The 26,423-nt window shown below is 58.9% G+C and carries 24 protein-coding genes, 4 tRNA genes and 1 pseudogene; 18 read left to right on the forward strand and 11 right to left on the reverse strand.

What is annotated here, in order from left to right; all coding sequences use genetic code 11:
• Positions 1-84: 84 nt before the first annotated feature.
• The 14 genes and pseudogenes from DW661_RS04790 (at position 85) to DW661_RS04855 (ending at position 8,924) form a co-directional block, all read left to right on the forward strand.
• Complete coding sequence (locus DW661_RS04790) at positions 85-1,533, forward strand: hypothetical protein (RefSeq protein ID WP_118934830.1); 1,449 nt, start codon at positions 85-87, stop codon at positions 1,531-1,533.
• A 37-nt stretch (positions 1,534-1,570) separates the two neighbouring features.
• Entirely contained in the window at positions 1,571-2,155 is a 585-nt protein-coding gene (locus DW661_RS04795; protein WP_117583103.1) for a hypothetical protein, read from the forward strand.
• A 781-nt stretch (positions 2,156-2,936) separates the two neighbouring features.
• Positions 2,937-3,018 (forward strand) — tRNA-Tyr (locus DW661_RS04800).
• Between the two features lie 10 nt (positions 3,019-3,028).
• A tRNA-Thr gene (locus tag DW661_RS04805) sits at positions 3,029-3,104 on the forward strand.
• A gap of 3 nt (positions 3,105-3,107) precedes the next feature.
• Positions 3,108-3,184 (forward strand) — tRNA-Met (locus DW661_RS04810).
• Positions 3,185-3,280: 96 nt separating this feature from the next.
• Complete coding sequence (gene tuf / locus DW661_RS04815) at positions 3,281-4,471, forward strand: elongation factor Tu (RefSeq protein WP_117563790.1); 1,191 nt, start codon at positions 3,281-3,283, stop codon at positions 4,469-4,471.
• Between the two features lie 279 nt (positions 4,472-4,750).
• Positions 4,751-4,900 (forward strand): 50S ribosomal protein L33, encoded by a 150-nt coding sequence (rpmG, locus tag DW661_RS04820; protein ID WP_022093895.1) that lies wholly within the window; start codon positions 4,751-4,753, stop codon positions 4,898-4,900.
• A 13-nt stretch (positions 4,901-4,913) separates the two neighbouring features.
• Positions 4,914-4,989, forward strand: a tRNA-Trp gene (locus tag DW661_RS04825).
• 76 nt (positions 4,990-5,065) lie between these two features.
• Complete coding sequence (secE, locus tag DW661_RS04830; protein ID WP_117583102.1) at positions 5,066-5,404, forward strand: preprotein translocase subunit SecE; 339 nt, start codon at positions 5,066-5,068, stop codon at positions 5,402-5,404.
• A 3-nt stretch (positions 5,405-5,407) separates the two neighbouring features.
• Complete coding sequence (gene nusG / locus DW661_RS04835) at positions 5,408-5,944, forward strand: transcription termination/antitermination protein NusG (protein ID WP_099432095.1); 537 nt, start codon at positions 5,408-5,410, stop codon at positions 5,942-5,944.
• Positions 5,945-6,064: 120 nt separating this feature from the next.
• Positions 6,065-6,493, forward strand: coding sequence for a 50S ribosomal protein L11 (gene rplK, locus DW661_RS04840; protein ID WP_022093893.1), 429 nt, complete (start codon positions 6,065-6,067; stop codon positions 6,491-6,493).
• Between the two features lie 117 nt (positions 6,494-6,610).
• The gene (rplA, locus tag DW661_RS04845; protein WP_022093892.1) at positions 6,611-7,318 is read left to right on the forward strand and encodes a 50S ribosomal protein L1; all 708 of its coding nucleotides are present in this window, start codon (positions 6,611-6,613) and stop codon (positions 7,316-7,318) included.
• A gap of 465 nt (positions 7,319-7,783) precedes the next feature.
• Positions 7,784-8,350, forward strand: a pseudogene (locus tag DW661_RS04850) (hypothetical protein).
• Positions 8,259-8,924 (forward strand): isocitrate/isopropylmalate family dehydrogenase, encoded by a 666-nt coding sequence (locus DW661_RS04855; protein WP_226790685.1) that lies wholly within the window; start codon positions 8,259-8,261, stop codon positions 8,922-8,924. Before DW661_RS04850 ends, DW661_RS04855 begins: the two are co-directional and overlap by 92 nt.
• A gap of 351 nt (positions 8,925-9,275) precedes the next feature.
• On the opposite strand, the gene DW661_RS04860 is transcribed toward DW661_RS04855, so the two are convergent.
• From DW661_RS04860 to DW661_RS04910, 11 genes are all read right to left on the reverse strand, one after another.
• Positions 9,276-10,406 (reverse strand): DUF4179 domain-containing protein, encoded by a 1,131-nt coding sequence (locus tag DW661_RS04860; protein WP_117583100.1) that lies wholly within the window; start codon positions 10,404-10,406, stop codon positions 9,276-9,278.
• Positions 10,387-10,947 carry an RNA polymerase sigma factor gene (locus DW661_RS04865; protein ID WP_117583099.1) on the reverse strand — a complete coding sequence of 187 codons (561 nt, stop codon included), beginning with the start codon at positions 10,945-10,947 and terminating at the stop codon, positions 10,387-10,389. The genes DW661_RS04860 and DW661_RS04865 overlap by 20 nt, the downstream gene beginning before the upstream one ends.
• Before the next feature lie 232 nt (positions 10,948-11,179).
• Complete coding sequence (locus DW661_RS04870; protein ID WP_117583098.1) at positions 11,180-11,890, reverse strand: metallophosphoesterase; 711 nt, start codon at positions 11,888-11,890, stop codon at positions 11,180-11,182.
• Positions 11,887-13,806: a BMP family ABC transporter substrate-binding protein gene (locus DW661_RS04875; RefSeq protein ID WP_117583097.1), complete on the reverse strand. Its 1,920-nt coding sequence runs from the start codon at positions 13,804-13,806 to the stop codon at positions 11,887-11,889. Before DW661_RS04875 ends, DW661_RS04870 begins: the two co-directional genes overlap by 4 nt.
• 94 nt (positions 13,807-13,900) lie before the next feature.
• The gene (locus DW661_RS04880; protein WP_089572515.1) at positions 13,901-14,668 is read right to left on the reverse strand and encodes a mechanosensitive ion channel family protein; all 768 of its coding nucleotides are present in this window, start codon (positions 14,666-14,668) and stop codon (positions 13,901-13,903) included.
• 192 nt (positions 14,669-14,860) lie between these two features.
• Complete coding sequence (locus DW661_RS04885) at positions 14,861-15,655, reverse strand: ABC transporter ATP-binding protein (protein WP_055250279.1); 795 nt, start codon at positions 15,653-15,655, stop codon at positions 14,861-14,863.
• Positions 15,648-16,571, reverse strand: a complete 924-nt coding sequence (locus DW661_RS04890; RefSeq protein ID WP_006234992.1) for an ABC transporter permease — start codon at positions 16,569-16,571, stop codon at positions 15,648-15,650. The genes DW661_RS04885 and DW661_RS04890 overlap by 8 nt, the downstream gene beginning before the upstream one ends.
• Before the next feature lie 203 nt (positions 16,572-16,774).
• The gene (locus DW661_RS04895) at positions 16,775-17,755 is read right to left on the reverse strand and encodes an ABC transporter substrate-binding protein (RefSeq protein ID WP_117629248.1); all 981 of its coding nucleotides are present in this window, start codon (positions 17,753-17,755) and stop codon (positions 16,775-16,777) included.
• Positions 17,756-17,915: 160 nt separating this feature from the next.
• Positions 17,916-18,701 carry a hypothetical protein gene (locus DW661_RS04900; protein ID WP_117629247.1) on the reverse strand — a complete coding sequence of 262 codons (786 nt, stop codon included), beginning with the start codon at positions 18,699-18,701 and terminating at the stop codon, positions 17,916-17,918.
• Between the two features lie 249 nt (positions 18,702-18,950).
• Positions 18,951-20,354 carry an asparagine--tRNA ligase gene (gene asnS, locus DW661_RS04905; RefSeq protein ID WP_117629278.1) on the reverse strand — a complete coding sequence of 468 codons (1,404 nt, stop codon included), beginning with the start codon at positions 20,352-20,354 and terminating at the stop codon, positions 18,951-18,953.
• Between the two features lie 180 nt (positions 20,355-20,534).
• The gene (locus tag DW661_RS04910) at positions 20,535-21,098 is read right to left on the reverse strand and encodes a PTS glucose transporter subunit IIA (protein ID WP_233547455.1); all 564 of its coding nucleotides are present in this window, start codon (positions 21,096-21,098) and stop codon (positions 20,535-20,537) included.
• Positions 21,099-21,341: 243 nt separating this feature from the next.
• On the opposite strand from DW661_RS04910, the gene DW661_RS04915 reads away from it, so the two are divergent.
• From DW661_RS04915 to DW661_RS04930, 4 genes are all read left to right on the forward strand, one after another.
• Complete coding sequence (locus DW661_RS04915; RefSeq protein WP_118934831.1) at positions 21,342-22,241, forward strand: alpha/beta hydrolase; 900 nt, start codon at positions 21,342-21,344, stop codon at positions 22,239-22,241.
• A 47-nt stretch (positions 22,242-22,288) separates the two neighbouring features.
• Positions 22,289-22,609 (forward strand): hypothetical protein, encoded by a 321-nt coding sequence (locus DW661_RS04920; protein ID WP_118934833.1) that lies wholly within the window; start codon positions 22,289-22,291, stop codon positions 22,607-22,609.
• A 121-nt stretch (positions 22,610-22,730) separates the two neighbouring features.
• On the forward strand, positions 22,731-25,091 hold the full coding sequence (gene feoB / locus DW661_RS04925; RefSeq protein ID WP_118934835.1) for a ferrous iron transport protein B: 2,361 nt from the start codon (positions 22,731-22,733) through the stop codon (positions 25,089-25,091).
• Between the two features lie 123 nt (positions 25,092-25,214).
• Entirely contained in the window at positions 25,215-26,411 is a 1,197-nt protein-coding gene (locus DW661_RS04930) for an MFS transporter (RefSeq protein WP_118934837.1), read from the forward strand.
• Positions 26,412-26,423 lie beyond the last annotated feature (12 nt).

Here is a 26,423-nt window from a genome sequence, read left to right on the forward strand (position 1 = left end):
TGACGGGGCGGAATGTCAATCCTGGTCTAACAGAGCCTTATCTTTAGCCACTCCGCCCTGCGCGAGGGCTGGGACAACCCCAACGTGTTCCAGATTTGCACGCTCAAGCATTCCGACTCCGAGACCGGTAAGCGCCAGGAGGTGGGCCGCGGCCTGCGCCTGTGCGTGAACCGGGAGGGCGAGCGACAGGACCTGGAGGCGCTGGGCGAGCAGGAGGTGCAGCGCGTCAACACGCTCACCGTCATCGCCAGCGAGAGCTACAGCGACTTCACGAAGTCCCTGCAGAAGGACATCAACGATGCCCTGCGTGAGCGTCCCAAGGCGGTCACGGAGGAGTTCCTCAAGGGCTTTGCCGTTCAGGCGGACGAGGAGAAGACTTATGCGCTCACGCAGGAAGACGCGCACGATGTCTACTTCGCGCTCGTACAGCACGGCCTCATCGATCGCGAGGGCGTGCCCACGCAAAAGTTCAAGGAATCGGGGCTCACGTCCGTTACCGATGACGACTTGCCCGAGCATCTCTATGCCTATCGCAAGGATATCGAAGCGCTGGTGATGAGCGTCTACGACGAGCATGCGCTCGACGACTACATCCGTAACGGCAACGAGCCCAAGGTTCGCGAAAACCCGCTCAACGCCAACTTCGCGCGGGCGGAGTTCCAGGAGCTGTGGAACAAGATCAACTCCAAACATTCCTACACCGTCGATTTCGATGATGAGGAGTTGCGCGCCAAGGCGATCGACCGCATTAACCGCGAACTGTTTGTGGCCAAGGCGTCCTACGTCATGACGACCGCCGCGCAGCGCTCGACCCAGACGCGGGAGAATCTTGAGCGCGGCGAATCGTTCGGCGATACCACGAGGCGCGACTACGAGGTGGGCGAGGACGCCTCTGGCGTGACGTACGACCTGCTGGGCGAAGTCGCGACCGCTGCGCGCATTACGCGCAGAAGCGCAGCGGCGATCCTGAAGGGCATCGCCCCCGTCAAGTTCCGCATGTTCCGCGATAACCCCGAGGAGTTTATCGCCAAGGTCTCCCGTTGCATCCTTGCCGAGAAGGCGACGATGGTGGTCGACCACATTGCGTACCACAAGCTTGACGAGCGGTACGATTCCACCATCTTTGCCGAGCGCATGCCCGAGAACGTCGGCCGTGCGCTGGAGACGAGCCGCTGCATCCAGGACTACGTGTTCTGGGATTCCGAGGGTGAGCGCGATTTCGCACGAGATCTCGACTCTGCAGAGGGCAAGGTCGCGGTCTACGCCAAGCTCCCACGGTCTTTCAAGATTCCGACGCCGGTGGGCAACTACGCGCCCGACTGGGCCATCGCGTTCGAGAAGGGGAGCGTGCGCCACGTGTTCTTCGTCGCGGAGACCAAGGGCAGCATGGACAGCCTCACGCTGCGCGATATCGAGCGCGGAAAGATCGCCTGCGCCCGCAAGCTCTTCAATGAGTTCTCGGACGAGGACGTGCGTTATGACGTGGTGCACAGCTATGAGGATTTGCTGACCGTGATCCAGGGAACGGAGTAGCCCCAGATTCCAGTTGCTTTCTGATTGGGGCGTTGAGATGCCGACAATTATCGATATCGATCAGTTTCCGTCGACCGAAGAACGACGTTACGCGGTGGCGTGGCTGGATTCTCCGATGCCACATTACGGGAAGCTTGTCTTGGTGGGCAATTGGGTCCTCGAGACTGAGTGCCTGCATATCCGCTTCTCGGACCCAGATGATATCTCGAAGCGCCCTTTTATCGGTCTCGGCTGGGATGGGGTCGATATTCCGCTTGATGAGCTTTTTGCCGAGGATGTTATCCCTGTTCCCGTCAAGCGGCCGAGCGGGCGACGTGACATTTCGAGTCTCTTCGGCATGCTCGACCCCCAGGTCGAAAGCATTCTCGGTAGAGAGCGATATGAGGATGACGATGGAGAGTGGGCCGACGTGTCTTCCCAGATTGTTCGCTCGATGACTCCGGCTCGCGAAAAAAACTGGCGGGCAGAATCCGAGATGTGGTTGAATACACGTTTTGGCCATCGTCTCAGCAAGGAGGATTTCGAGGCTATCTTCGAGATTCGCGGATTGGAGCCAAATGAATGGACCGGTCGGTTCGTTGAAGATCTGCTGCCGGTCAAATCAAAATGGCGTCGCTGGTGAATCTTATCGCTCGGGAATTTGTTTGCCTGCGCAGCGGTCTGCCAGTCGTCGATTCGAGACTCAAGTTCGGTATGTTCAAGGCTCGGGCCTGTTTCTTTTAGGTCGATGCGCCTTCGGACTAGTCGTCCATCCCGTCTTTGGTTCATCTACATCTGTAACACCAAGGCGACCAATTCGCTCCCACCTGTTACGGATCGAGATGAAAGAATGGGCCCTGCCCATTTGTCTCAATCTGTAACAGGTAGAAGCAGAATACTGGCGTAGATGTTACAGATTGAGATATAGAGTCGGGTTAGCTGAGAAATGTCTCCATCTGTAACACGAAGGGGCGGAAAACCGTTCTTACTGTTACAGGATGAGACGCGAGCTGGGGTCTCTGCGTAATATCTCAATCTGTAACAGATAGGGGAGAAAATGTTCTCTAGATGTTACAGATCGAGACAAAGGCCGGACCGGCCTTAACCATCCACACCCGAATCTGCCGCGGAAGCCCGATCTCGACCTATATATAGGTGCAAATGAGTCGTTACCGAAGTAATATCCTGTAGGCTCACTCCACCGTGACAAAGTGTTCCCTCGGGAAATGTCACCGCTACATGTAAATCCACCGTCCTTCATATCTAAACTCAACAAAACCGCAGGTCAAAGGTATATAGATACGCCCGGAACCGTGTATCTAGAGGTTTTCGTTGACAGCCCCCAAGGTTGCATCGTATTATCTTTTTCGTTCGCGGGGGCGGCGGTCCAAAAGACCAAAGAACCTGCGGATACTTGAACGATTGGGAGTTTGCCCGAGTGGTTAATGGGGACGGGCTGTAAACCCGTTGGCTCTGCCTACATAGGTTCGAATCCTATAGCTCCCACCCGTCAAGTGCCTGTATAGCTCAGTCGGTAGAGCACTTCGTTGGTAACGAAGAGGTCACCAGTTCAAGTCTGGTTGCAGGCTCCATCCGGCGGTGTAGCTCAGTTGGTTAGAGCACACGGTTCATACCCGTGGCGTCACTGGTTCGAATCCAGTCACCGCTACCATAGGTAACACGGTGGCTTCTCAATAGTATGTTGAGAGGCCACTATGGTATAAAGGCAAAGTCCCGTCCGGGGACGACCTGTTAAGAGGAGGGCTTTATGGCCAAAGAGAAGTTTGAGCGCACTAAGCCGCATGTTAACATCGGCACCATTGGTCACGTCGACCACGGCAAGACCACGCTGACCGCTGCCATCACCAAGGTTCTCTCCGAGACCGAGGGCTGCAAGGCTGACTTCACTGCGTTCGAGAACATCGACAAGGCTCCCGAGGAGCGCGAGCGCGGCATTACGATCTCCGTCTCCCACGTCGAGTACGAGACTGCTGCCCGTCACTACGCTCACGTTGACTGCCCGGGCCACGCTGACTACGTCAAGAACATGATTTCCGGTGCTGCTCAGATGGACGGCGCTATCCTGGTCATCGCCGCTACCGACGGCCCCATGGCTCAGACTCGCGAGCACATCCTGCTCGCCCGTCAGGTCGGCGTTCCCTACATCGTCGTCTTCCTGAACAAGTGCGACATGGTTGACGATGACGAGCTCATCGACCTCGTCGAGATGGAGACCCGTGAGCTTCTCTCCGAGTACGATTTCCCCGGCGACGACATCCCCGTCATCCGTGGTTCCGCTCTGGGCGCTCTCGAGGGCGACGCCAAGTGGATGGACGCCATTCGCGAGCTCATGAACGCTGTCGACGAGTACATCCCGACGCCTGCTCGTAACAACGACCTCCCGTTCCTGATGGCCGTTGAGGACGTTATGACCATCTCCGGCCGTGGTACCGTTGCTACCGGCCGTGTCGAGCGCGGTGAGCTCAAGCTCAACGAGCCCGTCGAGATCGTCGGCATCAAGGATACCCAGAACACCGTTGTTACCGGTATCGAGATGTTCCGTAAGTCCATGGACTTCTGCGAGGCTGGCGACAACGTCGGTCTGCTGCTCCGCGGCATCAAGCGCGAGGACATCGAGCGCGGCCAGGTTCTCTGCAAGCCCGGTTCGGTTACCCCGCACACCAAGTTCACCGGCGAGATCTACGTTCTGACCAAGGAGGAGGGCGGCCGTCACACCCCGTTCTTCGATGGTTATCGTCCTCAGTTCTACTTCCGTACCACCGACGTTACCGGTACGGTCAAGCTCCCCGAGGGCACCGAGATGGCTATGCCTGGTGACCACATCACCATCGAGGGCGACCTCATCCACCCGATCGCCATGGAGGAGGGCCTGCGCTTCGCTATCCGCGAGGGTGGCCACACCGTCGGTTCGGGCATCGTCTCCACGATCATTGAGTAAATTAGCTCTTTGATATAGCTGACTTAGAGAACCCGGCACTTATATGGGTGCCGGGTTCTTTTCTGCGATGGATATTGAGCCGTTGCTGGTGTCGAGAGGATTGATAATGGTCCTGGATGCACCGTCGATTAGCTCTCGATGGCTTCATTGATGTGTTCCAAATATGAATGGATCCACCGAGAACCAATTGACTCGAGGTTTTCATTGACAGCACTTACGTGGAGCTGATAAAGTAACAACTCGTGCCCGTACGGGGCGGAAATGAAAGGTTCAGGATACATGCGTACTCTAGTTACTCTTGCGTGCACTGAGTGCAAGCGCCGCAACTATACGACCACCAAGAACAAGTCGACCATGCCTGATCGTATGGAGATCAAGAAGTATTGCCCCTGGTGCCGTCACCACACGCTGCACAAAGAGACTCGCTAGTCTCTAGTCACATACGCCAGTAGTTCAATTGGTAGAGCATCGGTCTCCAAAACCGAGTGTTGAGGGTTCGAGTCCTTCCTGGCGTGCCAGTCATTATTCCGTAAGCTCCCAATTGGGGGCTTACGGTTTACTCATGTATAAGCGCATTGCGCGGAGGTAACCCAAATGGCCAACAAGAAGAACAAGAAGAAGGCTCAGCAGCCGGCACCTGCCAACAACGCTGCCGCCAACTCCAAGGTTGAGGCCAAGAAGGCCGTTGCCAAGAAGAACGAGAAGGCTGCGAAGTCCAAGAAGAACGAGAAGCCTGGTTTCTTCGCCCGCACCAAGAAGTATTTCGCTTCGGTCAAGTCCGAGATGAAGCGTGTCACGTGGCCCGATAAGAAGGAGCTCGTGAACTACTCGGTCGTCGTTTGCGCTTCTCTGATCGTCGTCGGCGTCGTCATCGCTCTGCTCGATGCTGGCTTTGGCGAGGCTCTTGCTCTGTTCTCTGGATTGAGGGGCTAAACCATGTCTAAGCGTTGGTACGTCGTTCACACTTACTCTGGATACGAGAACCGTGTTAAGTCCGATCTCGAGCATCGCATCGAGACTATGGGCATGCAGGACCGTATCTTTGATATCGAGATTCCTATGGAGCGCGTCACCGAGATTAAAGAGGGTGGCAAGCGTGAGACCAAGGATTCCAAGATTTTCCCGGGTTATGTCCTGGTCCGCATGGAGATGGATGACGATGCTTGGACGTGCGTTCGTAACACGCCTGGCGTCACCGGTTTCCTGGGCGGCAACGGCAAGCCCGCTCCGCTTTCTCGCGACGAGTACAACAAGATGACTCGTCGTCCCGGTAAGGGCGATTCGCCCAAGCGCACCTCGGTTGATATTGAGGTCGGCACGTCCGTCCGCGTCACCGATGGCCCGCTTACCGACTTTGATGGCAAGGTCTCCGAGGTTAACACCGAGGCTGGCAAGCTCAAGGTCACGCTGATGATCTTTGGCCGCGAGACGCCGGTCGAGCTCGACTTTAACCAGGTCGCTGTCATCGCTTAAGTTTTCGTCCGTTCGCGCGAGCGTGCTTCTTCTGTGACTGCTCATCTCAGGAGTGCTTCTAACACGTGCGTGCTTACGATATAGCAAGTACTTCACACTCGTGATTCGAAAGGAATGACCATGGCTGAGAAGAAGGTTGCCAACGTCATTAAGCTCCAGATTCCTGCTGGAGCAGCTAACCCCGCTCCTCCCGTCGGTCCCGCCCTGGGCGCTGCTGGCGTGAACATCATGCAGTTCTGCCAGGCCTTTAACGCCGAGACGCAGGACAAGAAGGGCGACATCATCCCCGTTGAGATCTCTGTCTACGAGGATAAGTCCTTCTCCTTCATCACCAAGACCCCGCCGGCGGCTCACCTCATCAAGAAGGAGCTGAACCTTAAGTCTGGTTCCGCTAAGCCCCAGGCCGACAAGGTTGGTCAGCTCTCCCAGGAGCAGCTCACCAAGATCGCCGAGATCAAGATGCCGGACCTCAATGCCAACGACATTGATGCCGCCAAGAAGATCATCGCCGGTACCGCCCGCTCCATGGGCGTCACCATCGCTGAGTAGCGATTTCTTTAGGTAATGACGGGTGCTCCGACCGGGGCGCCCGTTATATGTGTGCAATAGGGCACACGATACGATGTGGGAGGGCTCACGCCCGTTTAACCACAGGAGGTAATGCACATGGCTAAGCATGGTAAGAGCTATAACGCCGCTGCCGAGAAGATCGACCGCGCCACGCTCTACACCCCCCTTCAGGCTGCCAAGCTCATCAAGGAGCTTGATACCGCCAAGTTCGACGAGACCGTCGAGGCCCACTTCCGTCTGGGCATCGATACTCGTAAGGCTGACCAGAACATCCGTGGTTCCATCTCCCTGCCCCACGGCACCGGCAAGACCGTTCGTGTTGCCGTCTTCGCCGAGGGCGAGAAGGCCCGCGAGGCCGAGGCTGCCGGCGCCGACATCATCGGTTCCGACGAGCTCGTCGCCCAGATCCAGAAGGGCGAGATCAATTTCGACGCCGCTATCGCCACGCCGAACATGATGGCCAAGGTTGGCCGCATCGGTAAGATTCTTGGTCCCCGTGGCCTCATGCCGAACCCCAAGCTCGGCACCGTGACCATGGACGTCGCCAAGATGGTCTCCGAGCTCAAGGCCGGCCGCGTTGAGTATCGTGCCGACCGTTACGGCATCTGCCACGTGCCCCTGGGCAAGAAGTCCTTCTCTGAGCAGCAGCTCGTCGAGAACTACGCCGCCCTGTACACCGAGATCCTGCGTGTCAAGCCCTCTTCTGCTAAGGGCAAGTACGTCAAGTCCATCTCCGTGTCTTCCACCATGGGCCCTGGCGTCAAGGTCGATCCCGCTGTCCAGCGTGACTTCCTGGCTGAGTAACTGCTAGTTACTGCCTGAACAAAGCAAGCATTGCTAAAGAAACCCGGTTCTGCCTCGCGCGGGACGGGGTTTCTTGCTTTTGAGTCAACGAAACCACCACGAAGGGGACAGACACCCTTGTGGTGGTTTTACTTGTGTTGTACTTTAGCGCGATGTAGTTCTACCCGAGGCCGAAGGGAGCCCAACATGTTTAAGAACACGCAACAGCTCCTAGGCCTAGCGCTACTAGATTGGATAGCGCGCTAGGGTTGTAATCTCGCTATAACGATTTGTTGTACCCGGGTGCGCTATCGTCTGCCGCTTTCAGGCGTGATGAGCGACATGGGTATTTTTCTATCTCTAGGCCTTCTCTCTCTCCTGAAAGCCATCTGTCATAAAACGGTCAATCAGGAGGAACATATAAGCCGCAAAATCACAATCTTTGACGCCACCCTGTGCGACGGTGAGCAGTCGCCGGGCGCCAGCATGAATACCGAGGAAAAGCTCTTCATCGCCCGCCAGCTGGTGCGCATGAACGTGGACGTTATCGAGGCGGGCTTTCCCATCTCGAGTCCTGGTGACTTTCGCTCCGTACAGGAGATTGGCAAGATTGCGGGCGACCGATGCACGGTATGCGGCCTGACGCGCGCTGTCGACAGGGATATCGAAGTGGCTGCAGAGGCGCTCAAAACGGCCCAGAGGCCCCGTATCCATACAGGGCTGGGTGTGAGCACCAGTCACCTGCGCGACAAGCTCCATATGACTGAGGAAAGGGCAATTGAGTGAGCGATCCATGCCGTCAAACATGCTCGCAAGTTCGTTGACGATGTTGAGTTTTATGCCGAGGATGCCGGCCGCTCCGATCAGGAGTTTCTGGTGCGCATTATCGAGGCGGCCGTAAAGGCCGGTGCCACGGTCGTGAACATCCCCGATACGATGGGCTACAACATGCCGTGGGACTTTGGCGCCCGCATCCGTGACCTGCGCGGGCGCTGCGGGTGCGGCCGGTCAGCGTGCGGTCGACGTGATGGAGTATCGCGAGTACGAGATTGAGCGCATTGCGCGCCAGGCATTTGAGGCGGCGCGCAAACGTCGCGGCAAGGTGACGAGCGTTGATAAGCGCAACGTGCTGGAGACGAGCCGCATGTGGCGCGAGATCGTGCATCGCGTGCAAGACGAGGAGTACTCCGACGTGGAGCTTGAGGACCTGCTCGTCGACAACGCCGCCATGCAGCTCATCAGTCGACCGGCAGACTTTGACGTCGTGGTGACGGAGAACATGTTCGGCGACATCCTGTCCGATGAGGCGGCTCAGATTACCGGATCGCTCGGTATGCTTGCCTCTGCCTCGCTGGATGATGGCGTATCGCTGTTTGGGCCGAGCGCTGGCAGCGCTCCTGACATCGCGGGGCTCGGCGTGGCCAATCCGCTGGCTCAAATCTTGTCGGTGGCGATGCTGCTGACCTACGCGCTCGACATGGGCGAGCAAGCCGCGTGGATCGAGAGCGCCGTGGCGCGCGTGCTCGACGAGGGCTGGCGCACCCGTGACATCGCCGATGTCAACACCCCGGCAGATAAGATCCTCGGCACCACGACGATGGGCGACAAGGTCGTCGCCGCGCTGTAGGCGATGCCGATTCAAGCTGTCAAATATCTCAATCTGTAACATCTAAGGGGCAAAATCGTTCCTACCTGTTACAGATTGAGATTTTCGGCCGAGCATCCGTGGTCTGTCTCGATCTGTAACAGCTAACCGATTATTTGGGCCCTACCTGTTACAGATTGAGACAAACCGTTGGGACAGGTCGGACGAGTCAGCAAAACCACCACAAAGGTGCCGGTCCCCTTCGTGGTGGTTTTTAGCGCAACGAGGTGTTCCCAGCCGACCATACGGGCGGCCTTGCGCTCACGCTGCTCGATGACAGCGCATCTTTAGACGCGAAGTGCGGAACCGGGTGCATATACGAGCCGCGTAGCGTTACGAATTCATGGGAATGACCGTATCGCCAATTTGTACGCTTGCAATCTTGTCTGTGTCACAAACTTGCGAGAACGGCCAGGTCTTGTGGACATCAGTGGTGCCGTTATCCAGTTTATTTGCGAAATAGCCGCTGTAGCTGGTTGCGTCCTCAACATGACCGTCTTTGAACGTCACGATGAGGGGTATGTTGCCAACGGCATCCATAGACTCCTCCATGTTTTGAGACATCTTGCCGCTGTTGTTGTCGTGTTCGATGGAACGATCTATGTTGTAGCGGACTGAAACGCCAACGCAGGATACGGTGGCCTCTTGAATCGTCGCCTTGGTGCCGTTAAAGTTGACCGATTTGGGCGCGGGAATCGTAACGGATGTATCTTCGTAATTCAGCTGGAACTTAAGATCCCATGGGCCCGTAAGTATTTTCTTATACTCGGGAAGCTCTTTGCCAGCACGTGGCACAACGAGAGAGTTGATATGCGTGCGGACGGTCCTGCCCATAAGGCCGGGTGATTCAACGCTGAACTGTGCAAAGTATTGAATGCTGGAGTCATTGGGGTTCTTGTCAATGAGCCATGATTGGCCTTGGCCGCCATGCTCGCCATCAACGTATACGTTTCCATCGACACTTCCGGCGATAGTTCCGTTCTCGCCCGGCTCGGAAAGCTTTTTCAGGGCAGCGGGATCGTCGAACGTAAGCGTATAGGCGATGGTAACCATATCCTTGTCGCCCATGATGGCGTCGGCGGTCACGGTGACTCCGTTGTTGGAGCAGCTAGCACCGACGGGCCGGCCAATACGGTCGATGATCTCGGTTTGAGAAGCAGGTCCGTCAAAGATGTCGGAAAGCATGTCAGAAGGAAGCGGCAGGACGCCTGTTGCCATAGCCGTGCCAGCGCCTCCAATGACGATAGCGAGGACTGCCGTTACAGCGGCAATGCGAGCGACTGTTCTTACGGGATGGCGGGCGATGCGCGGCTTGCGTCGCGTGCCATTAAAGTTGCTTTGAGCGGTCGCCGCATCGCTCGAGGCGACGGACTGAGCAATCGAGTTTGCCATGTGCTGCTTCGCATTATCGGTAAACGAAATGTGCTCCAGGGCGTGGCGATAGTCATTCGAATTCGTAGTCATTGTGGTCTCCTTTCAAGGAAAGCCGAAGTGACGCACGTCCGCGGCTAAGGTGCTGGGCGGTTGCAGCTGGCGTCGCGTGAACGGCGTCTGCGATTTCCCTGATGCTCATGCCTGCGTAGTAGTGCAAAAAGATGGCGATGCGCTGTGCTTGAGGCAGGGCCGTGACAGCGGAAAGAATGGCGCAGTCGCGTTGCGCGAATTCTTGCTCGGTATGTGTTACGGGTGCGCAGAAATCGGGGAGCGAATCGAGGTCGACAACCGGGTGATTCGCGTGCGTACGGCCGATATCGCGACATGCGTTCAGTGCGACTCGGATCACCCAAGCACGTTCGTGTTCGAGCGAGTCGAACGGTTGAGTGCGTTGGAGAATCTTGATCAGCGTGTCCTGGCAGATGTCTTGAGCGTCGTCAGCGGATCCAAGGGCCGAATAGCACAATCGAAGGATGAGGTCGGAATACGTGTCGACCAAGCGCTTTGCTTCCCGCTCGATCTGATCGGCATCGCATCGGAGCGTGCTATTGCGGTTACGGCGTGCAGGCATAGTGTCACCTCCAATTGGTCGTGGTGGATATAGGGAAGGCGTCTCGCGAGGTCCCTCTACATACAACACGGTCGAGACTGCATAAGTTGACAAAAAAAGACGGCACGTGAGCGCCGTCCTTACAAAACAATGAGTGTTCTCGTTAATTACACAAGCACCGTGATGGACAGGTCGGACGAGTCAGCAAAACCACCATAAAGGTGCCTATCCCCTTCGTGGTGGTTGTTGGCAGTTACCAGGGGGTTCTGGCGGTTGAAGACTCGATTGCTTCGTGGCGTTTGAGCTCGCGGCGCATGGTTTGCGAGTTGAGCCAGGCTGCCTGCCAGCCACGGATGGGGTAGCGCGCTTCATCCAGCTCAAACTGCGTATAGCCGCACGCGTTGATGATTGTTGTCCCGCATGCATGCTGGCGCTCACGCTGAAAGTCGCGACCATAGCATTGGTGCACATGCCCGTGCACCATGTAGTCGGCCCCCCAGGACTCAAGCGCTGTGTTAAAGCACTCAAACCCTCGATGCGGCAGGTCGTCCAGGTCGCCCATGCCTGCGACGGGTGCATGGGTAAGTAGAATATCGCATCCGTCTACCAGTGCGATTTTTCGCGATAGCTTGCGCATGCGTTTTGCCATCTCGCGCTCGGTATACATGTTCGCGCCGTCGCGGTAGCGCATGGAACCGCCCAGACCCGCAATGCGAATACCTCGGTACACATATACGCTGTCCTCAACACAAATGCACCCGCCCGGTGCATGGCGCGCGTAGCGGTCGTCGTGGTTGCCACGAACGTACACAAGCGGTTTGTTGATGACAGTGACCAAAAACTCAAGATAGTCCGGATCCAGGTCGCCTGCGGATAGAATCAGGTCAACGTCCTCAAAGCGCTCCTTGCGAAAACATTCCCACAGGCAGCGCTCCTCTACATCGGCAATGGCTAGGATATTCATAGGGCACGGACCTCCGGCTCGTTATCGAGCTGCGGAATCGAGCCTATAACGTTGTCAGCCAGCCAGTCCATCTCGACGATTTGCGTGCTCGGCAGCGGGGGAAAGCCCTCGATCTGCACCACGCCGTCTTGGCTATGGAGCTCGCCGCCAAATGGATTGATGGAGCCCTCGACGATGCCATTGCGGAGCAGCTGAACAAGCTTACGCGTCTGATAGGGCAGGCCCGGAGCGTAGCGAATGTCGATGACGCCCGAGCTCATACCATACCAGTAGTTGACGGCGCGAACCTGGCTGTTGTCACTGGTCTCATCCCAGGTGCCGTGCAGCAGACTTCGCACGATAAGCTCGTAGTATCGGCCCCAGTTCCATACCGGCATGGCGATGCCGGCGACCTTGCCATCGACCAGGCGGTGAAGTCCGTAGGCCGTAGGGTCTTCGAGCGACTTTGACATGTCAGCGCCGGTCATGACGCTCACGCCCTCGCGGCACATGGCCTCGGCAAGGCCTCCGGCGGGCACATCGCCCCAGGTCAGGATAATTTGCGCGCGGGGGTCGAGCAGCGAGGCGCCAATCGCAAAGGCGTTGATCTCGCTGAGCGCGCCCGAGGCGAAGACCGACGCGTGGTAGCCAATGCGGTGGTTGTCCGCCATGCTGGCGGCAAGGGCGCCCAGTAGGAACTTGGCCTCGTACATCTTTCCAAAGTACGAGCGGACGCTTTGGTGGGGAAGGCCGATTGAGCAGTTAAGGAACCGCACCTGGGGATACTCGACTGACGCCCTGAGCGTGTATTCCATGAGCCGGTGTGAGGTCGAGAAGATGACGTTCGCCCCGTGCTTTACGGCTGTCTCGACGGCGGCGTAGAACACGTCCGAATCGTGGCAGTCCTCGAACGCCTCGGTGCGCACGATGCCGCCAAAGTGCTCATCAAGATACCGGCGGCCCTGGTCGTGTAGGCTGTCCCAGCTCGACGTGGCACAGGGAAACTCGTGGATAAAGGCGATTCGCATGGGATTGGCAGTGGAGTAGACGGTCTTGCTCATAAAGAAGTTGAGCACGCCCGAGGTAGCTTTTGTCGGTGCGCCCTCTTTCTCGTTGGGCTGCGGCGCTTCGACAAGATCGACTTTGTCCTCGTCGCTTTTGCCGGCAATGACAAGCTCGCGCCAAATCTTGCACAGACGGTTGACGACGATATCCGTCGGCGTATCCAGCAGACGGTCCTGGTTGTAGACGTTGAGGTAGACGAGCATGGCATCGGCAGGCGTAATGTCCAAGTGGTCGCCGCCCGCGCGAAGATAGGCGCGCTTAAAGAGCAGGAAGGTGTGACGTAGGTAGTCGACCTTCTTTTGAGGCCATTTTTCGACAAGATCTTGGCCGAGCATTTTGGCAAGCATCTCGTAGCCGCCCTCGCGCGAAAACTCAATCTCGTACAGGGGGCATACGTACCAAAAGGCGCAAAACTCACCGTACAGGCGGCTCTCGACGGAATCCCACTTACCGGGGTACAGACGCGTCACCTTGGCCGAAACCGTCGGAGCGTCAAGGAATTTGAGGACGCTGACACGCTTGTTGCCCTCTTGGACGTAAAAGCGGTGCATGAACTCGGTGACGATGATGGGGTCGCGGTAGCCCTCGGAGATTTGGATATCGTAGAGGTTGGACCATTTGCGGGCGAATTCGGTATTCCAGGGGAGCAGCGGCATAAAGTTACACGAAAAGGCGGACTGGCGACCTTTGGTAACCGTGCCGACGACCATTTCGAGCGGAATGTCCCGCAGGCCGATGTTCTCGCGCTGCCCGCAGGGAAGCTGGGCGACCAAGCTGTCGAGGTCCGTAAGATATGGATGCTCGCTTTGGCTGATGGCGCGACGGCGTCCCTGTTCGCCGCGCTTGCGCGCTTGACGATAGGCCTCTTCCATGGTGTCTACTCCCTTAGTCGTTTAAACAACGATATGAACCATGGTACCACGATGCGAAACCACCACAATGGTGCCTGTCCCCTTTGCGGTGGTTTTAGGCGATGATGGGGGCGATGGCGCGGATGCAAGCGTCGGCTGCCGTGAAAGTGGTGCTGTCGTCGCTGACGATAAAGATGATTTTGCCCTTGACGCCAAAGTCGCCGATCTCGCTAAAGAGCACGTAGGGCTCCTTGTCAAAGCCAGAGATGGGAAGCACCGCGGCCTTGGTGGCGTCGGTAAGCTCATCTGCCAGCGCGTCCAACGAGGCCCACTTGGACGTGTCCTTTACGGCAACGGGCACGGCAACGCGCCCAAAGGGCATGAGGTGCACGAGCGTGTTCTTGGAGATATTTGAGTTGGGGACGATGATGGTCTGCCCGCAGGCGTCCTCGATGGTCGTATGGCGCCAGGTGATATCTTGGACCACGCCCGTCACGCCGCCGACCTCGATATTGTCGCCGGGTTTGATGATGCCCATAAAGGTCACCTGCATGCCACCGATAAGGTTTGACAGCGTGTCCTGAAAGCCGAGCGAGATGGCGATGCCGCCGACGCCAAGAGCGGCGACGAGGGCGTTTGCATTAATGCCAAAGCAGTTGTCGAGGATAAAGCTGCCGCCGATCATCCAAATGACGGCGCGCGCGATGTTGATGAAGATGCTTGATGAAGGGAGTGGGTTATCGTCGCGGTTGAGCAGGTGGTACAGGGTCTTGGACGCGACCTTGGCGGCAACGGCGGTGCCGATGGCCAAGATACCTGCCCAGATAATGTTGTGGACCCATCGTTGTGCAAAGAAATGAAGAATCGGCTCAAACAATTCCATGTAGAGAAACCTCCTAATGATCGTCCAACCATGATACCCATCAAGAAGCCCGTCCGATCAAATTCGGACGGGCTTCTGTGCTCGATATGGGGGTTAGCGAAAACCGCCGCAAGGGCGTCTGTCCCTTTGCGGCGGTTTTGACGTTTGCGCAGATAAAACCTGCCAAAATAAACCTGTCCCTTTTTGGTAGGTTTAGCTTAGCAGCATGCGGTCGTTGGCGAGCTCGCCGCCCGAGACCTCCTCGAACTTCTGCAGCAGGTCGGCCACGGTGAGCGACTTCTTCTCGTCACCGGCCACGTCGTAGATCACGTGGCCTTCGTGCATCATGATCAGACGGTTGCCCAGACGGATAGCGTCGTTCATGTTGTGCGTGACCATGAGCGTGGTCAGGTGGTTCTCGTCGACGATCTCCTCGGTCAGGTTGAGCACCTTAGAGGCCGTCTTGGGGTCGAGGGCCGCGGTGTGCTCGTCGAGCAGCAGCAGGCGCGGCCTGGTGAGCGTGGCCATCAGCAGGGTGAGCGCCTGGCGTTGGCCGCCCGAGAGCAGGCCGACCTTGGCGTTGAGACGCGTGTCCAGACCAAGGTCCAGGCGCTTGAGTAGCTCAACGTACTCATCTTTCTCGGCCTTGGTGACGCCCCACGAAAGGCCGCGACGCTGGCCGCGACGCTTGGCGAGGGCCAGGTTCTCGGCGATTTGCATGTCGGCAGCGGTACCGCGCATGGGGTCCTGAAACACGCGGCCCAGGTACTTGGCGCGCTGCGACTCGCTCAGGCGCGAGATATCGGTGCCGTCGAGCTCAATAACGCCCGAATCGAGCGGGTACACGCCGGCGATCATGTTGAGCAGCGTGGACTTGCCGGCGCCGTTGCCGCCGATCACGGTTACAAAGTCGCCGTCATTCAGGGTGAGGTCGACGCCGGTGAGCGCGCGCTTTTCGGTGACGGTGCCCTTGTTAAAGGTCTTCTTGACGTGCGAGAGCTTAAGCATCTGCCTCATCCCCCTTCGTGTAGGAGCTGCGGAGCTTATAACGCTCCCAAACCACGGGCACGCACAGAGCCACAGCGACAATCACAGCGGAGAGCAGCTTCATGTCGTTGGCGTCCATGCCCAACTGCAGCACGATGGCGCGGATAAGGAAGTACACCACGGAGCCAAAGACGGCGGAGGCAAGACGGACGCTAAACTGCGTGAGGCCGCCGGGCAGCAGACGGCCGAGCACCTCACCGATAACAATGGCGGCAAGACCGATAACGATGGCACCGGTGCCCATACCAATGTCGGCATACTTCTGGCTCTGGCAGATGAGCGCGCCCGAAAGGCCGATGAGGGCGTTGGAGAGCACGAGGGCGATCATCTTGGTGGAGTTGGTGTTGACGCCCAGGGCGCGGATCATGTACTCGTTGTTGCCGGTGGCGCGCAGCGCCGAGCCGATCTCGGTGCCAAAGAACCAATACAGGATGGCAACGATAGCCACGGCGAGCAGGATGCCCAAGATGATGGCAACGGTGGACTGCGGCAGACCGGTCATATTGCTGACGGCCGAGAACACGGTGCCCTTGGCAAGAATGGGCGTATTGGACTTGCCCATGATGCGTAGGTTGATGGACCACAGGCTGATCTGGGTGAGGATTCCGGCGAGGATCGCGGGAATCTCAAAGACGGTGGTCAGAATGCCCGTGACGGCGCCCGCGATGGCGCCGGCGCACATACCGGCCAGCACGGCGAGCAGCGGGTCGACGTTGTTATTGACGATGAGTACGGCGCAGACGCAGCCGCCGAGGGCAAAGCTGCCGTCGCAGGTCATATCGGGGATGTCGAGCAGGCGGAACGTGATAAACACGCCAAGCACCATAATGCCCCAGAGGACGCCCTGCGAAACGGCGCCCTGCAATGCAATGAGCATGCTTCATACCTCCTAGGATAGGGTGGACACGTGATGTTCCATAATAGCGGTAACAATGAATATAAGAACGGCAGGCAAACGTTTTGTTATATCTGAAACAAGCAGGGCGAACGCCGGTCTATGACGTTCGCCCCAATGGCTCAGATATTGAATAACGCAGCTATGGGCGAGAACGAACCCTAGATGCGTTACGGCGCATGGTGCTACTCGTCCAGGGCGGAAAGGTCGATGCCCAACGCCTCGGCCATCTCGTCGTTCTTGACGACGACCAGGTTCTTGCTCGAGAGGTGCTTGATCGGCATGTCTTCGGGCTTGGCCTCGCCCTTCAGGATCTTAACGGCCATCTCGCCCGCGGCGTAGCCCAGGTCCTCATAGTTGATGGAGAGGGTGAACAGGCCGCCGGCCATGCACATACCCTCCTCGCCAGTCACGAAGGGGAGCTTGTTCTCCTTGCAGATCTGACCGACCTGCGAAGCGCCCGCGGCGATGGTGTTGTCGGTGGGGGAGTAGAGCGCGTCGACCTTGCCCACGGCGGACTCGACGACGGACTGGATCTCGTTGGAGCTCGAGACGGTGAAATCGGTGTACTCGAGGCCCAGCTTGTTGAGCTCCTTCTTGGCGGCTTTGATCTGGACGTCGGAGTTGGACTCGGCGGTGCAGTAGAGCAGGCCGACCTTTTTAACGTCGGGCAGGACCTTCTGCATCATCTCGAGCTGCTCGGCGACTGGGGTGAGGTCGGAAGCGCCCGTGACGTTGGTGCCGGGCTTGTCGTTGTCCTGGACCAGGCCGGAGGCGGCGTAGTCGGTGATGGCACAGCCCACGATGGGGATATCGGCCGTGGCGCCGGCGGCAGCCTGCGCGGCGGGCGTGGCGATGGCATAAATCAGGTTGACGTTGTCGCCCACAAACTTGTCGGCAATGGACTTACACGTGGACTGGTCGTTCTGGGCGTTCTTCTGGTCGATCTTGACCTTAAGGCCGCTCTCCTTGATGGCCTTGACAAAGCCGTCGTTGGCGGCATCGAGTGCGGAGTGCTCGGTGAGTTGCAGAACGCCGATGGTGTAGTCGGAACCGGCGGCAGCAGAGCCGGAACCAGAGTTGCCGCCGCATCCGGCGAGCGGGGCGAGCGCGAGCAGACCGGCGGAGACCAGAAGGCTCCTGCGGCTGATGGTGATGTCCTTCATATCATTACCCCCAGTATAAAAATGGCTGGAAACACTGCACTGGGACAAAGTGCAAGTGGAACTATAGTAGCGCTGATGTCCATTTTTACAACAGCCTGGCGGGTTTTTTAATACAGAATCGGATGGGCGGTACGGGTAGTCGAATGGGCGGCGGAGGGTCTTATGCGGCGGAGGCGGCGTCGTCCTCGTCCAGGGCGGCGAAGAGCTTCTTGCCGTCGAGGAGACGTGTGGTGACGTTTCTCATGCGGCCGATCTCAACGGTACGCAGCGTGTCGTCGGCGCCTCGCGCGTCATAGACCGTTCCCAGCAAATACGAGATGCCGTCTCGTTGCTTGATGGCAAAGGGCCGGAGTGTCATCCGCGCCACTTCGACCTCTCCGCGTGCCGTGACACTCGAAATATCAAAACTCACCGTGGTTCCGTGGTCGATGGCCTGCTCGATGAGCTCGCAGGCATCGATGCGCTTGACGGGCGTGCGTGTGGCCTTGGTGGATTTGTCGCCTGCGCTTGGAGCAGGTTCGGGCATATCGAGATAGTCGCGAACATCGGCGCTCGCCATGGCGACCAGGTGCTGCGCCATGCTCTTTCGAATGGCTATGGGCGTCGATCGGTTGCGCATGACCATGCCGTGGAGCCGTATGATCTCTTCGTCAGCAAGCGGGCGGGTGAGGAGCCGATAGCCCACGCCGCGTTTATAGTCGATTTCGTATCCGGCGTGACGAAGTGCAGATATTGAGGTATAGATGCTGCGGCGTGCCGCCGAGATGGGCATGCGGGCGGGGTCGTCGGGATGGGCGAGGAGCTCGACCAGCTCGTCGGAAAGCAGTGCCTTGTCCTCGCCGGTGTTCTCGCTCAAGAGCTGCAGGATGCGTACGGCGCGATAGGCTGCCATCGAGGCGGAGCCCCTGGTCGTGGTCTCGTAGTTTTCAACAACGGCTTCGGTCATAGCGCCCACGTCCTTTCCGTTTTTGGTGATGGCAGATCAGAGCCTAGGGCGCGAAGCCTGGCCAAGGACGCGTGACGCCTTGGACGGTCGATGGTTGCCGGCAAACGGCGGGTCGAGTTTTCAACAACCCTGCCTAACTGACCAAAACCTTGCCAAAAGCTTGACGGATGCTGTTGAAAAAAGCGCCCCTCGGCTTGCCGAGAGGCGCTGGCGTGATGCACTGGAACGCGTTTGGTGGCGCTATGGCGATTAGAAGTCGGCGTTACCCACGGTACGAGGGTGCGGCAGGACGTCGCGGATATTGCCCACGCCGGTGAGGTACATCACCAAGCGCTCGAAGCCCAGACCGTAGCCGGCGTGCTTGCAGGAACCGTAGCGGCGCAGGTCAAGGTAGTACTTGTACTGCTCGGGATTCATACCCAGGTCCTTGATGCGGGTCTCGAGCAGATCCAGGCGCTCCTCGCGCTGGGAGCCGCCGATAATCTCGCCGATACCGGGAACCAGGCAGTCGGCGGCGGCGACGGTCTTGCCGTCCTCGTTCATGCGCATGTAGAACGCCTTGATCTCGGCCGGGTAGTCGGTTACGAAGGTCGGGCGCTTAAAGTGCTCTTCGGTCAGGAAACGCTCGTGCTCGGTTTGCAGGTCGATGCCCCAGCTCACGGGATAGTCAAACTTGTGACCCGCAGCGACGGCCTGCTCCAGGATCTCGACGGCCTCGGTATAGGTGACGCGGGCAAAGTCGGAGTTGGCGACATGGTCCAGGCGCTCGAGCAGACCCTTGTCCACAAACTTGTTGAGCATGTTGAGCTCGTCGGGGCAGGTGGCCATAACGTCTTTAAGGACGTACTTGAGCATGGCCTCGGCGTTATCCATGTAGTCGTTGAGGTCGGCAAATGCCATCTCGGGCTCAATCATCCAAAACTCGGCGGCGTGGCGCGTGGTGTTGGAGTTTTCGGCGCGGAAGGTGGGGCCAAAGGTGTACACGTCGCCAAAGGCCATGGCAAAGTTCTCGGCATTGAGCTGGCCGGACACGGTGAGGCTCGCATGCTTGCCAAAGAAGTCCTGGCTCCAGTCGACCTCGCCGGACTCGGTGAGGGGCGGATTTTTGGGGTCGAGCGTGGTCACGCGGAACATCTCGCCGGCGCCCTCGCAGTCACTCGTGGTGATGATGGGGGTGTTGACGTAGACAAAGCCCTGCTCCTGGAAGAAGCGGTGGATAGCGGCGGCCGCGACAGAGCGGATACGGAACACGGCGCGGAACAGGTTGGTGCGCGGGCGCAGGTGCTGCTGGGTGCGCAGGAACTCGACGGTGGCACGCTTTTTCTGCAGCGGGTAATCCGGGGCGCTGACGCCCTCGACCTCGATGGAGGTGGCAGAAAGCTCGAAGGGCTGGGGCGCATCGGGGGTCAGCTTGACGGTGCCGGTGCAGATGAGGGCGGCCGAGACGTTTTGATGGGCGATCTCGTCGTAGTTGTCGAGCGCCTCGCGGTTCATGACGACCTGCAGGTCGCGGAAGCAGCTGCCGTCGTTGAGTGTAACGAAGCCAAAGTTCTTCATGTCGCGGACGGACTTGACCCAGCCGGCAACGGTGACGGTCTGGCCACCGAGCGACTCGGCATCGGCATAGAGCTGCGCGATTTTGGTGCGGTTCACGTATCCTCCCATAACGGTTGAATGATAGTTATCCATACAGTTCGATATTCTAGCAGCTCGGCTCATTTGGGCTATACAGATAAGGCATTGGCGGGATGGTTTTTCAAACGAAAAGCGCCCGCGGCCAAATGGTCGCGGGCGCTTGACGAGGTGCCTTTTGGCTGTGTGCGCGGGACCTGGCTACTTGGTCTTGGCTACCAGCAGCGGGTCGCCAAGCTTGACGAGCGGGTTGCCGCCGATAAGCGTGCCAGACTCGCCGACGTGGTCGATGCTCTTGAGGCGGTCGAGCTCAGAGATGATGACGGTCACGATGTCCTCGTGACCGGCGGCCTTGATGGCCTCGCGGTCGAAACTGATGAGCGGCTGGCCTGCCTTGACCGTGTCACCCATCTCGACAAAGCGGGCAAAACCTTTGCCGTTCATTTCCACGGTGCCCAGGCCAACATGGATGAACACGCGAAGACCGTCCTCGGTGATCATGCCGATGGAGTGGTTGGTGACGGTGGTGGCGCCGATGCGGCCGTTGGCGGGCGCATAGATGGTGCCGGTAATGGGCTCGATGCCGTAGCCCTGGCCGAGCATGCCCGAGGCGATGGTCTCGTCGGGAACCTCACTCAGATTGACGAGCACGCCGTTGACGGGGGCGTAGATGACGCCTTCGCGGGTGGCGAAGCTTGCTGCGGGCGGAACGGATGCCTCGCCCGTCGAGGTGAAGGTGGACTTAAGCGAATCGAGCAGACCCATAGTTGCCTCCAACTTAAATAGGCGCATATCGCGCGCTTGGTTTGCCGGAAACGTTTCATATGTGTTTCGCGGCTTGGTCAACGCCCCTATTTTACGCTGCTCAACGATACCTCTGAACTGGGATTATGTGATATATCAGTTGAAGGGAAACTTATTGCTGGAGTGTTTCTTCGCCACGGGCTCAAGTGGGGTACGCTTAGACGCGAAAAACAAGGGCGCATAATCTGCGCGAAGGGAGCACATATGATTGTCGAGAACCATGCGCTGTGGGGCGAGGAGCCGACCGAGGAGTATCCGGCGACGTTTACGTATTTGGGTGCCGAGCCGCTGCCCGATAAGCCGAATGGCCGCCGCCCTGCCGTGATTATCTGCGGCGGAGGTGCGTTTACGCATATCGCTCCGCATGAGCAGGATCCCGTGGCGTTTGCGTTTTTGGACCGCGGCTACCAGGCCTTTGTGCTCAACTATGTGACAAGTGGCACGGGCGACGTGAGCTTTCCTCACCCGCAGGCAGACCTTGCCAAGATGGTCGCCACGGTTCGCGCCAACGCCGACGAGTGGCATGTCGATCCCAAGCGCGTGTGCGTCGTGGGCTTCTCGGCAGGCGGCATGATCTGCGCTTCGCTGGCAACGCAATGGAAGACTGGTCCCTTCGCGGCGCTTGCCGGGTCGCGTCCGGACGACATTCGTCCCGATGCCGTGGTGCTGGGCTATCCGCTGCTCGACTTTGCCTATGTGCGCGACATGCAGACGCGCGACCCGCGCATCGACCTGCGCGTTCCCAAGACGGGTGGCAAGACGGGGCGCGATTTGCTCAACGACTATCTGTCGATGGTGACGGGCGGTGAGGCGACCGACGAGCACCTGGCCGACATCTGCCCCACCACGCATGTTTCGCGTCAGATGCCCCCGACCTTTGTGTGGGGCGTGTCCGACGACAAGACGGCGCCGATCGCGCAGGTTTACCCGTTTGCGCAGCGCATGGCCGAGGAGGGTGTTGCATGCGAGATGCACGTCTTTGACCAGGGCGGTCACGGCCTTTCGCTCGGCAACGCCAACACCGCGGTCGACAACGAGGACAAGCAGGTGGCTGTCCGTCCTTGGATTCGACTAGCCTTCCGCTTCCTGGAGCGCCATATGTAAAAGTAGACTATTTACCCATTTCAAAAAGCCTGCTCAGAGGAGGAGCCATGCTTGAGGGTACGTATGTGGTTTCAGCCCAGACGCCGGTGGGGAGTAAACGCGGCGAGGTGACGTTTTCACATGGGGCGAACGGCGCGCTCAGGGCAGTACTAAACGTCAGGGGTCTCAATATCGCTCTCTCGAGTGCCCGCGCTGAGGGCGATTTCTTTGAACTCTCGGGTACTATCTCCCACGTCTTGATGGGCAAGGCGCCCTTTACATGCACGGGGTCGGTCGAGGGTGATCGACTCACTGCTACCGCGCGGTCGGGTTCCGTTTCGATCTCGCTGAGCGGTATGCGCAAAGAGCTTTCGGGGCGCACCGCATAAAGTTTGCGCAGGTAAACATCGGTATTTGACTTTATAAAAAAGTCCAGAGCGCTATCATTTGTCGTTACGAGTTGGTTAGCCCCGGTAAACGGTTGACCGCGTCTAACGAAAGGATGAGCGCGTGAAGCTCGATACACTCGAGATTGGAAAGGACGCCGTTGTCGCATCGGTGGCATCGGACGATCAGGCACTCCGACAGCATATTTTGGACATGGGCCTAACGCCGGGCACCGAAGTCACCATGATGAAGTACGCCCCCATGGGCGACCCGCTCGAGATTCGCCTGCGTGGCTACGAGTTGACGCTGCGCAAGGACGATGCTGCTCGCATAGAGCTCGTGGGCATTCACGACACCGATACGGGTCCGCGCGCTAACGCCGCAATCGGCACGACGGAGCATCCGGCCCTGGGCGAGGGGACGTATTCGCCCCGCGCGGCAAAGACGGCCGTGCCCGAGGGCGCACCGCTGCATTTTGCCCTCGCCGGCAACCAAAACTGCGGCAAGACCACGCTGTTCAACCAGCTGACGGGCTCCAACCAGCATGTCGGTAACTTTCCTGGCGTGACGGTCGACCGCAAAGATGGCACCATCCGCAACCACCCCGAGGCAAGCGTTACCGACCTGCCCGGCATTTATTCTCTGTCGCCGTACACGGGCGAGGAGATCGTAAGCCGCCAGTTTATCCTGGACGAGCACCCCGACGCCATCATCGATATCATCGACGCCACCAACATCGAGCGTAACCTGTACCTGACGCTGCAGCTTGTGGAGCTCGATCGACCCATGGTCATCGCGCTCAACATGATGGACGAGGTGACGGCCAACGGCGGCGCCGTGGACGTCAACCTGCTCGAGAGCCTGTTGGGCGTGCCTGTTGTTCCCATTAGTGCTGCCCGCAACGAGGGCATTGGCGAGTTGGTGGATCATGCCTTGCACGTGGCGCGGTTCCGCGAGCGCCCCGGTCGCCTGGACTTCTGCGCGCCCGATGGTCCGGACGGCGGCGCGCTGCATCGCTGCATTCACGGCATCGCCAACCTTATCGAGGACCATGCCGCGACGGCGCACATTCCCGTGCGTTTTGCGGCGACCAAGCTGGTTGAGGGCGACGAGCTGGTAACCGAGGCGCTTCACCTGGACCGCAACGAGCTCGACGCCATCGAGCACATCATTAGCCAAATGGAGGGCGAGGCCGGCACCGACCGTCTATCTGCGCTGGCTGACATGCGCTTCGGCTTTATCGGCGACGTGTGCGGGCACTGCGTCGTCAAGCCGCACGAGAGCCGCGAGCACGTGCGCTCCGTCAAGATCGACCGCATCCTGACGGGTCGCTACACGGCCATTCCGGCGTTCCTGGTGATCATGGGCCTCGTCTTTTGGCTGACGTTTGGCGTGATCGGCGCGGCGTTGCAGGGACTCATGGAGGACGGCATCGCTGCCATCATCGCCTCGGCCGATGCGGGCCTCAAGGCGTTCGGCACCAACGACGTAGTGCGCTCGCTGGCTGTCGACGGCGTGCTTACGGGCGTGGGCAGCGTGCTGACCTTCCTGCCGATTATCGTCGTGCTCTTTTTGTTCCTTTCCATTCTGGAAGACTCCGGATACATGGCACGCGTGGCCTTTGTCATGGATAAGGTACTGCGTCGCTTTGGCCTTTCGGGCCGCAGCTTCGTCCCCATGCTCGTCGGTTTTGGCTGCACCGTGCCGGCTATCATGTCGACCCGTACGCTCCCATCCGAGCACGACCGCAAGATGACGGTCATGCTCACGCCGTTCATGAGCTGCTCGGCCAAGTTGCCGGTCTACGGTCTGCTGTGCGGGGCGTTTTTCCCACAGGCGACGGTTCCCGCCATGGTCTCGCTCTATCTGATTGGCATTGCGATCGGTTGCATCGCGGCTTTGGTGCTCAACCGCACGGCATTTAAGGGCGACCCGGTGCCGTTTATCATGGAGCTTCCCAATTACCGTCTGCCGAGCGTCAAGACGACGGTGATGCTGGCATGGGATAAGGCCAAGGACTTTATTACCAAGGCCTTTACCATTATCTTTGCCGCTACCGTGGTCATCTGGTTCCTTCAGACGTTCGACATTCGCTTTAATGTGGTCGCCGATCAGTCGCAAAGCCTGCTTGCGGGTCTCGGCAGCATCATCGCGCCGGCGCTGGCGCCGCTTGGGTTTGGCGATTGGCGAGCATCCACGGCGCTCGTCACCGGCCTTATCGCCAAGGAGAGTGTCATCTCGACCCTCACGGTGCTTTTGGGCGCGACCTCGCCCGCGGCACTGTCGACCATGTTTTCGCCGTTTACCGCTTACGTGTTCCTGGTCTTTACGCTGCTGTACCCGCCCTGCGTGGCGGCCATCGGTGCCGTCAAGAGCGAGCTGGGCGGACGCTATGCCGTTGCCGTGTTCGCGTTTCAGGTGACGGTCGCCTGGATCGTGGCGTTTGTCGTGCATTCGGCGGGCATATTGTTGGGGTTGGCTTAGCTATTTATTGACGGCGCAACCCCTGTGTATTGAGTTGATTGCGGTCCCGCATCTGTACTGACGGATGCGGGGCCGTTGCTATATAATCGCCCACCGCCCAAGACAATCGGAGAGGTTTCCTACATGACCCAGGCAAGACAAGATGGCATCTCGCTCAAGCAGTGGCTCCCGCTTATCGGGCTCGCCTGCTGTTCGTTCGTGTTCAACACATCAGAGTTCATGCCCATCGGCCTTCTGACTGATATCGCCGCGTCGTTCTCGCTCACCGAGGCCCAGGCAGGCATCATGATTTCGGTCTATGCCTGGGGCGTCATGCTGCTGTCGCTGCCGCTTATGGTGTTTGCCTCGCGCTTTGAGTTCAAGCGGATGCTGTTGGGCGTTTTGGCCGTGTTTTCGCTCGGCCAGTTCCTGTCCGCTGTGGCGCCCACCTATCCTATTTTGGTTTGCGCGCGTCTGGTGGTCGCCTGCGCGCATGCCGTGTTCTGGTCGGTCGCCTCGATCATGGCGTCGCGTCTGGTTGACACGCGCCACGGGGCGCTCGCCATCAGCATGATCGCCACGGGCTCGTCCATCGCGCAGATCTTTGGCCTGCCGATCGGCCGCGCCATCGGACTGGCCGTGGGCTGGCGCATGACATTCGCCGCGGTCGGGGCCCTCTCGGCTGTCGCGGTTGTCTACCAGGCCGCGGTGTTCCCGGCCATGCCGGCGGGCGAGCGCTTTACCGTCAAACAGCTGCCCGAGCTGCTCAAGAACCCGTTCCTGATTGCGCTCTACGCGGTCACGGTCTTTATGGCGACCGGCTATTATGCGGGTTACAGCTATATCGAGCCGTTCCTGGCGCAGGTCGCGCACGTCGACGCAAGCGCTATTACCATGACGCTGACGGCGTTTGGCTGCTCTGGTCTGCTCGGAAGCTGGCTGTTTGGCCGCCTGTTCGATGGGCATCGCTTCCCGTTCTTGGCTATCACGCTCTCCGGCGTGCCGGTGGCTCTGCTGCTCGTGGGTCCGGTCGCATCGTCGCTCGTAGCAGTGCTTGCCGTCTGCGCGCTATGGGGCTGCTGCTCCACAGCCTTTAACGTGGCGTTCCAGGCCGAGCTCATCAAGTACACACCGGCGGATTCGTCGGCCGTCGCCATGTCGATCTTCTCGGGCCTGTTTAACCTCGGCATCGGCACGGGCACCGCAATCGGCGGCGCCGTGGTTTCGGGTCCCGGTATCGCTTGGATTGGCTTTGCGGGCGGGGCGATTACCGTCGTGGGCGTCATCCTCGCCATTACGGTGCTGTTCCCGGTCATACGCCGCGCAAAGCCCGTCGCCTAATCACGTTCCCTC

Origin of the sequence: Collinsella sp. AM24-1 (assembly GCF_003470325.1) — a bacterium.
GTDB lineage: Bacteria > Actinomycetota > Coriobacteriia > Coriobacteriales > Coriobacteriaceae > Collinsella.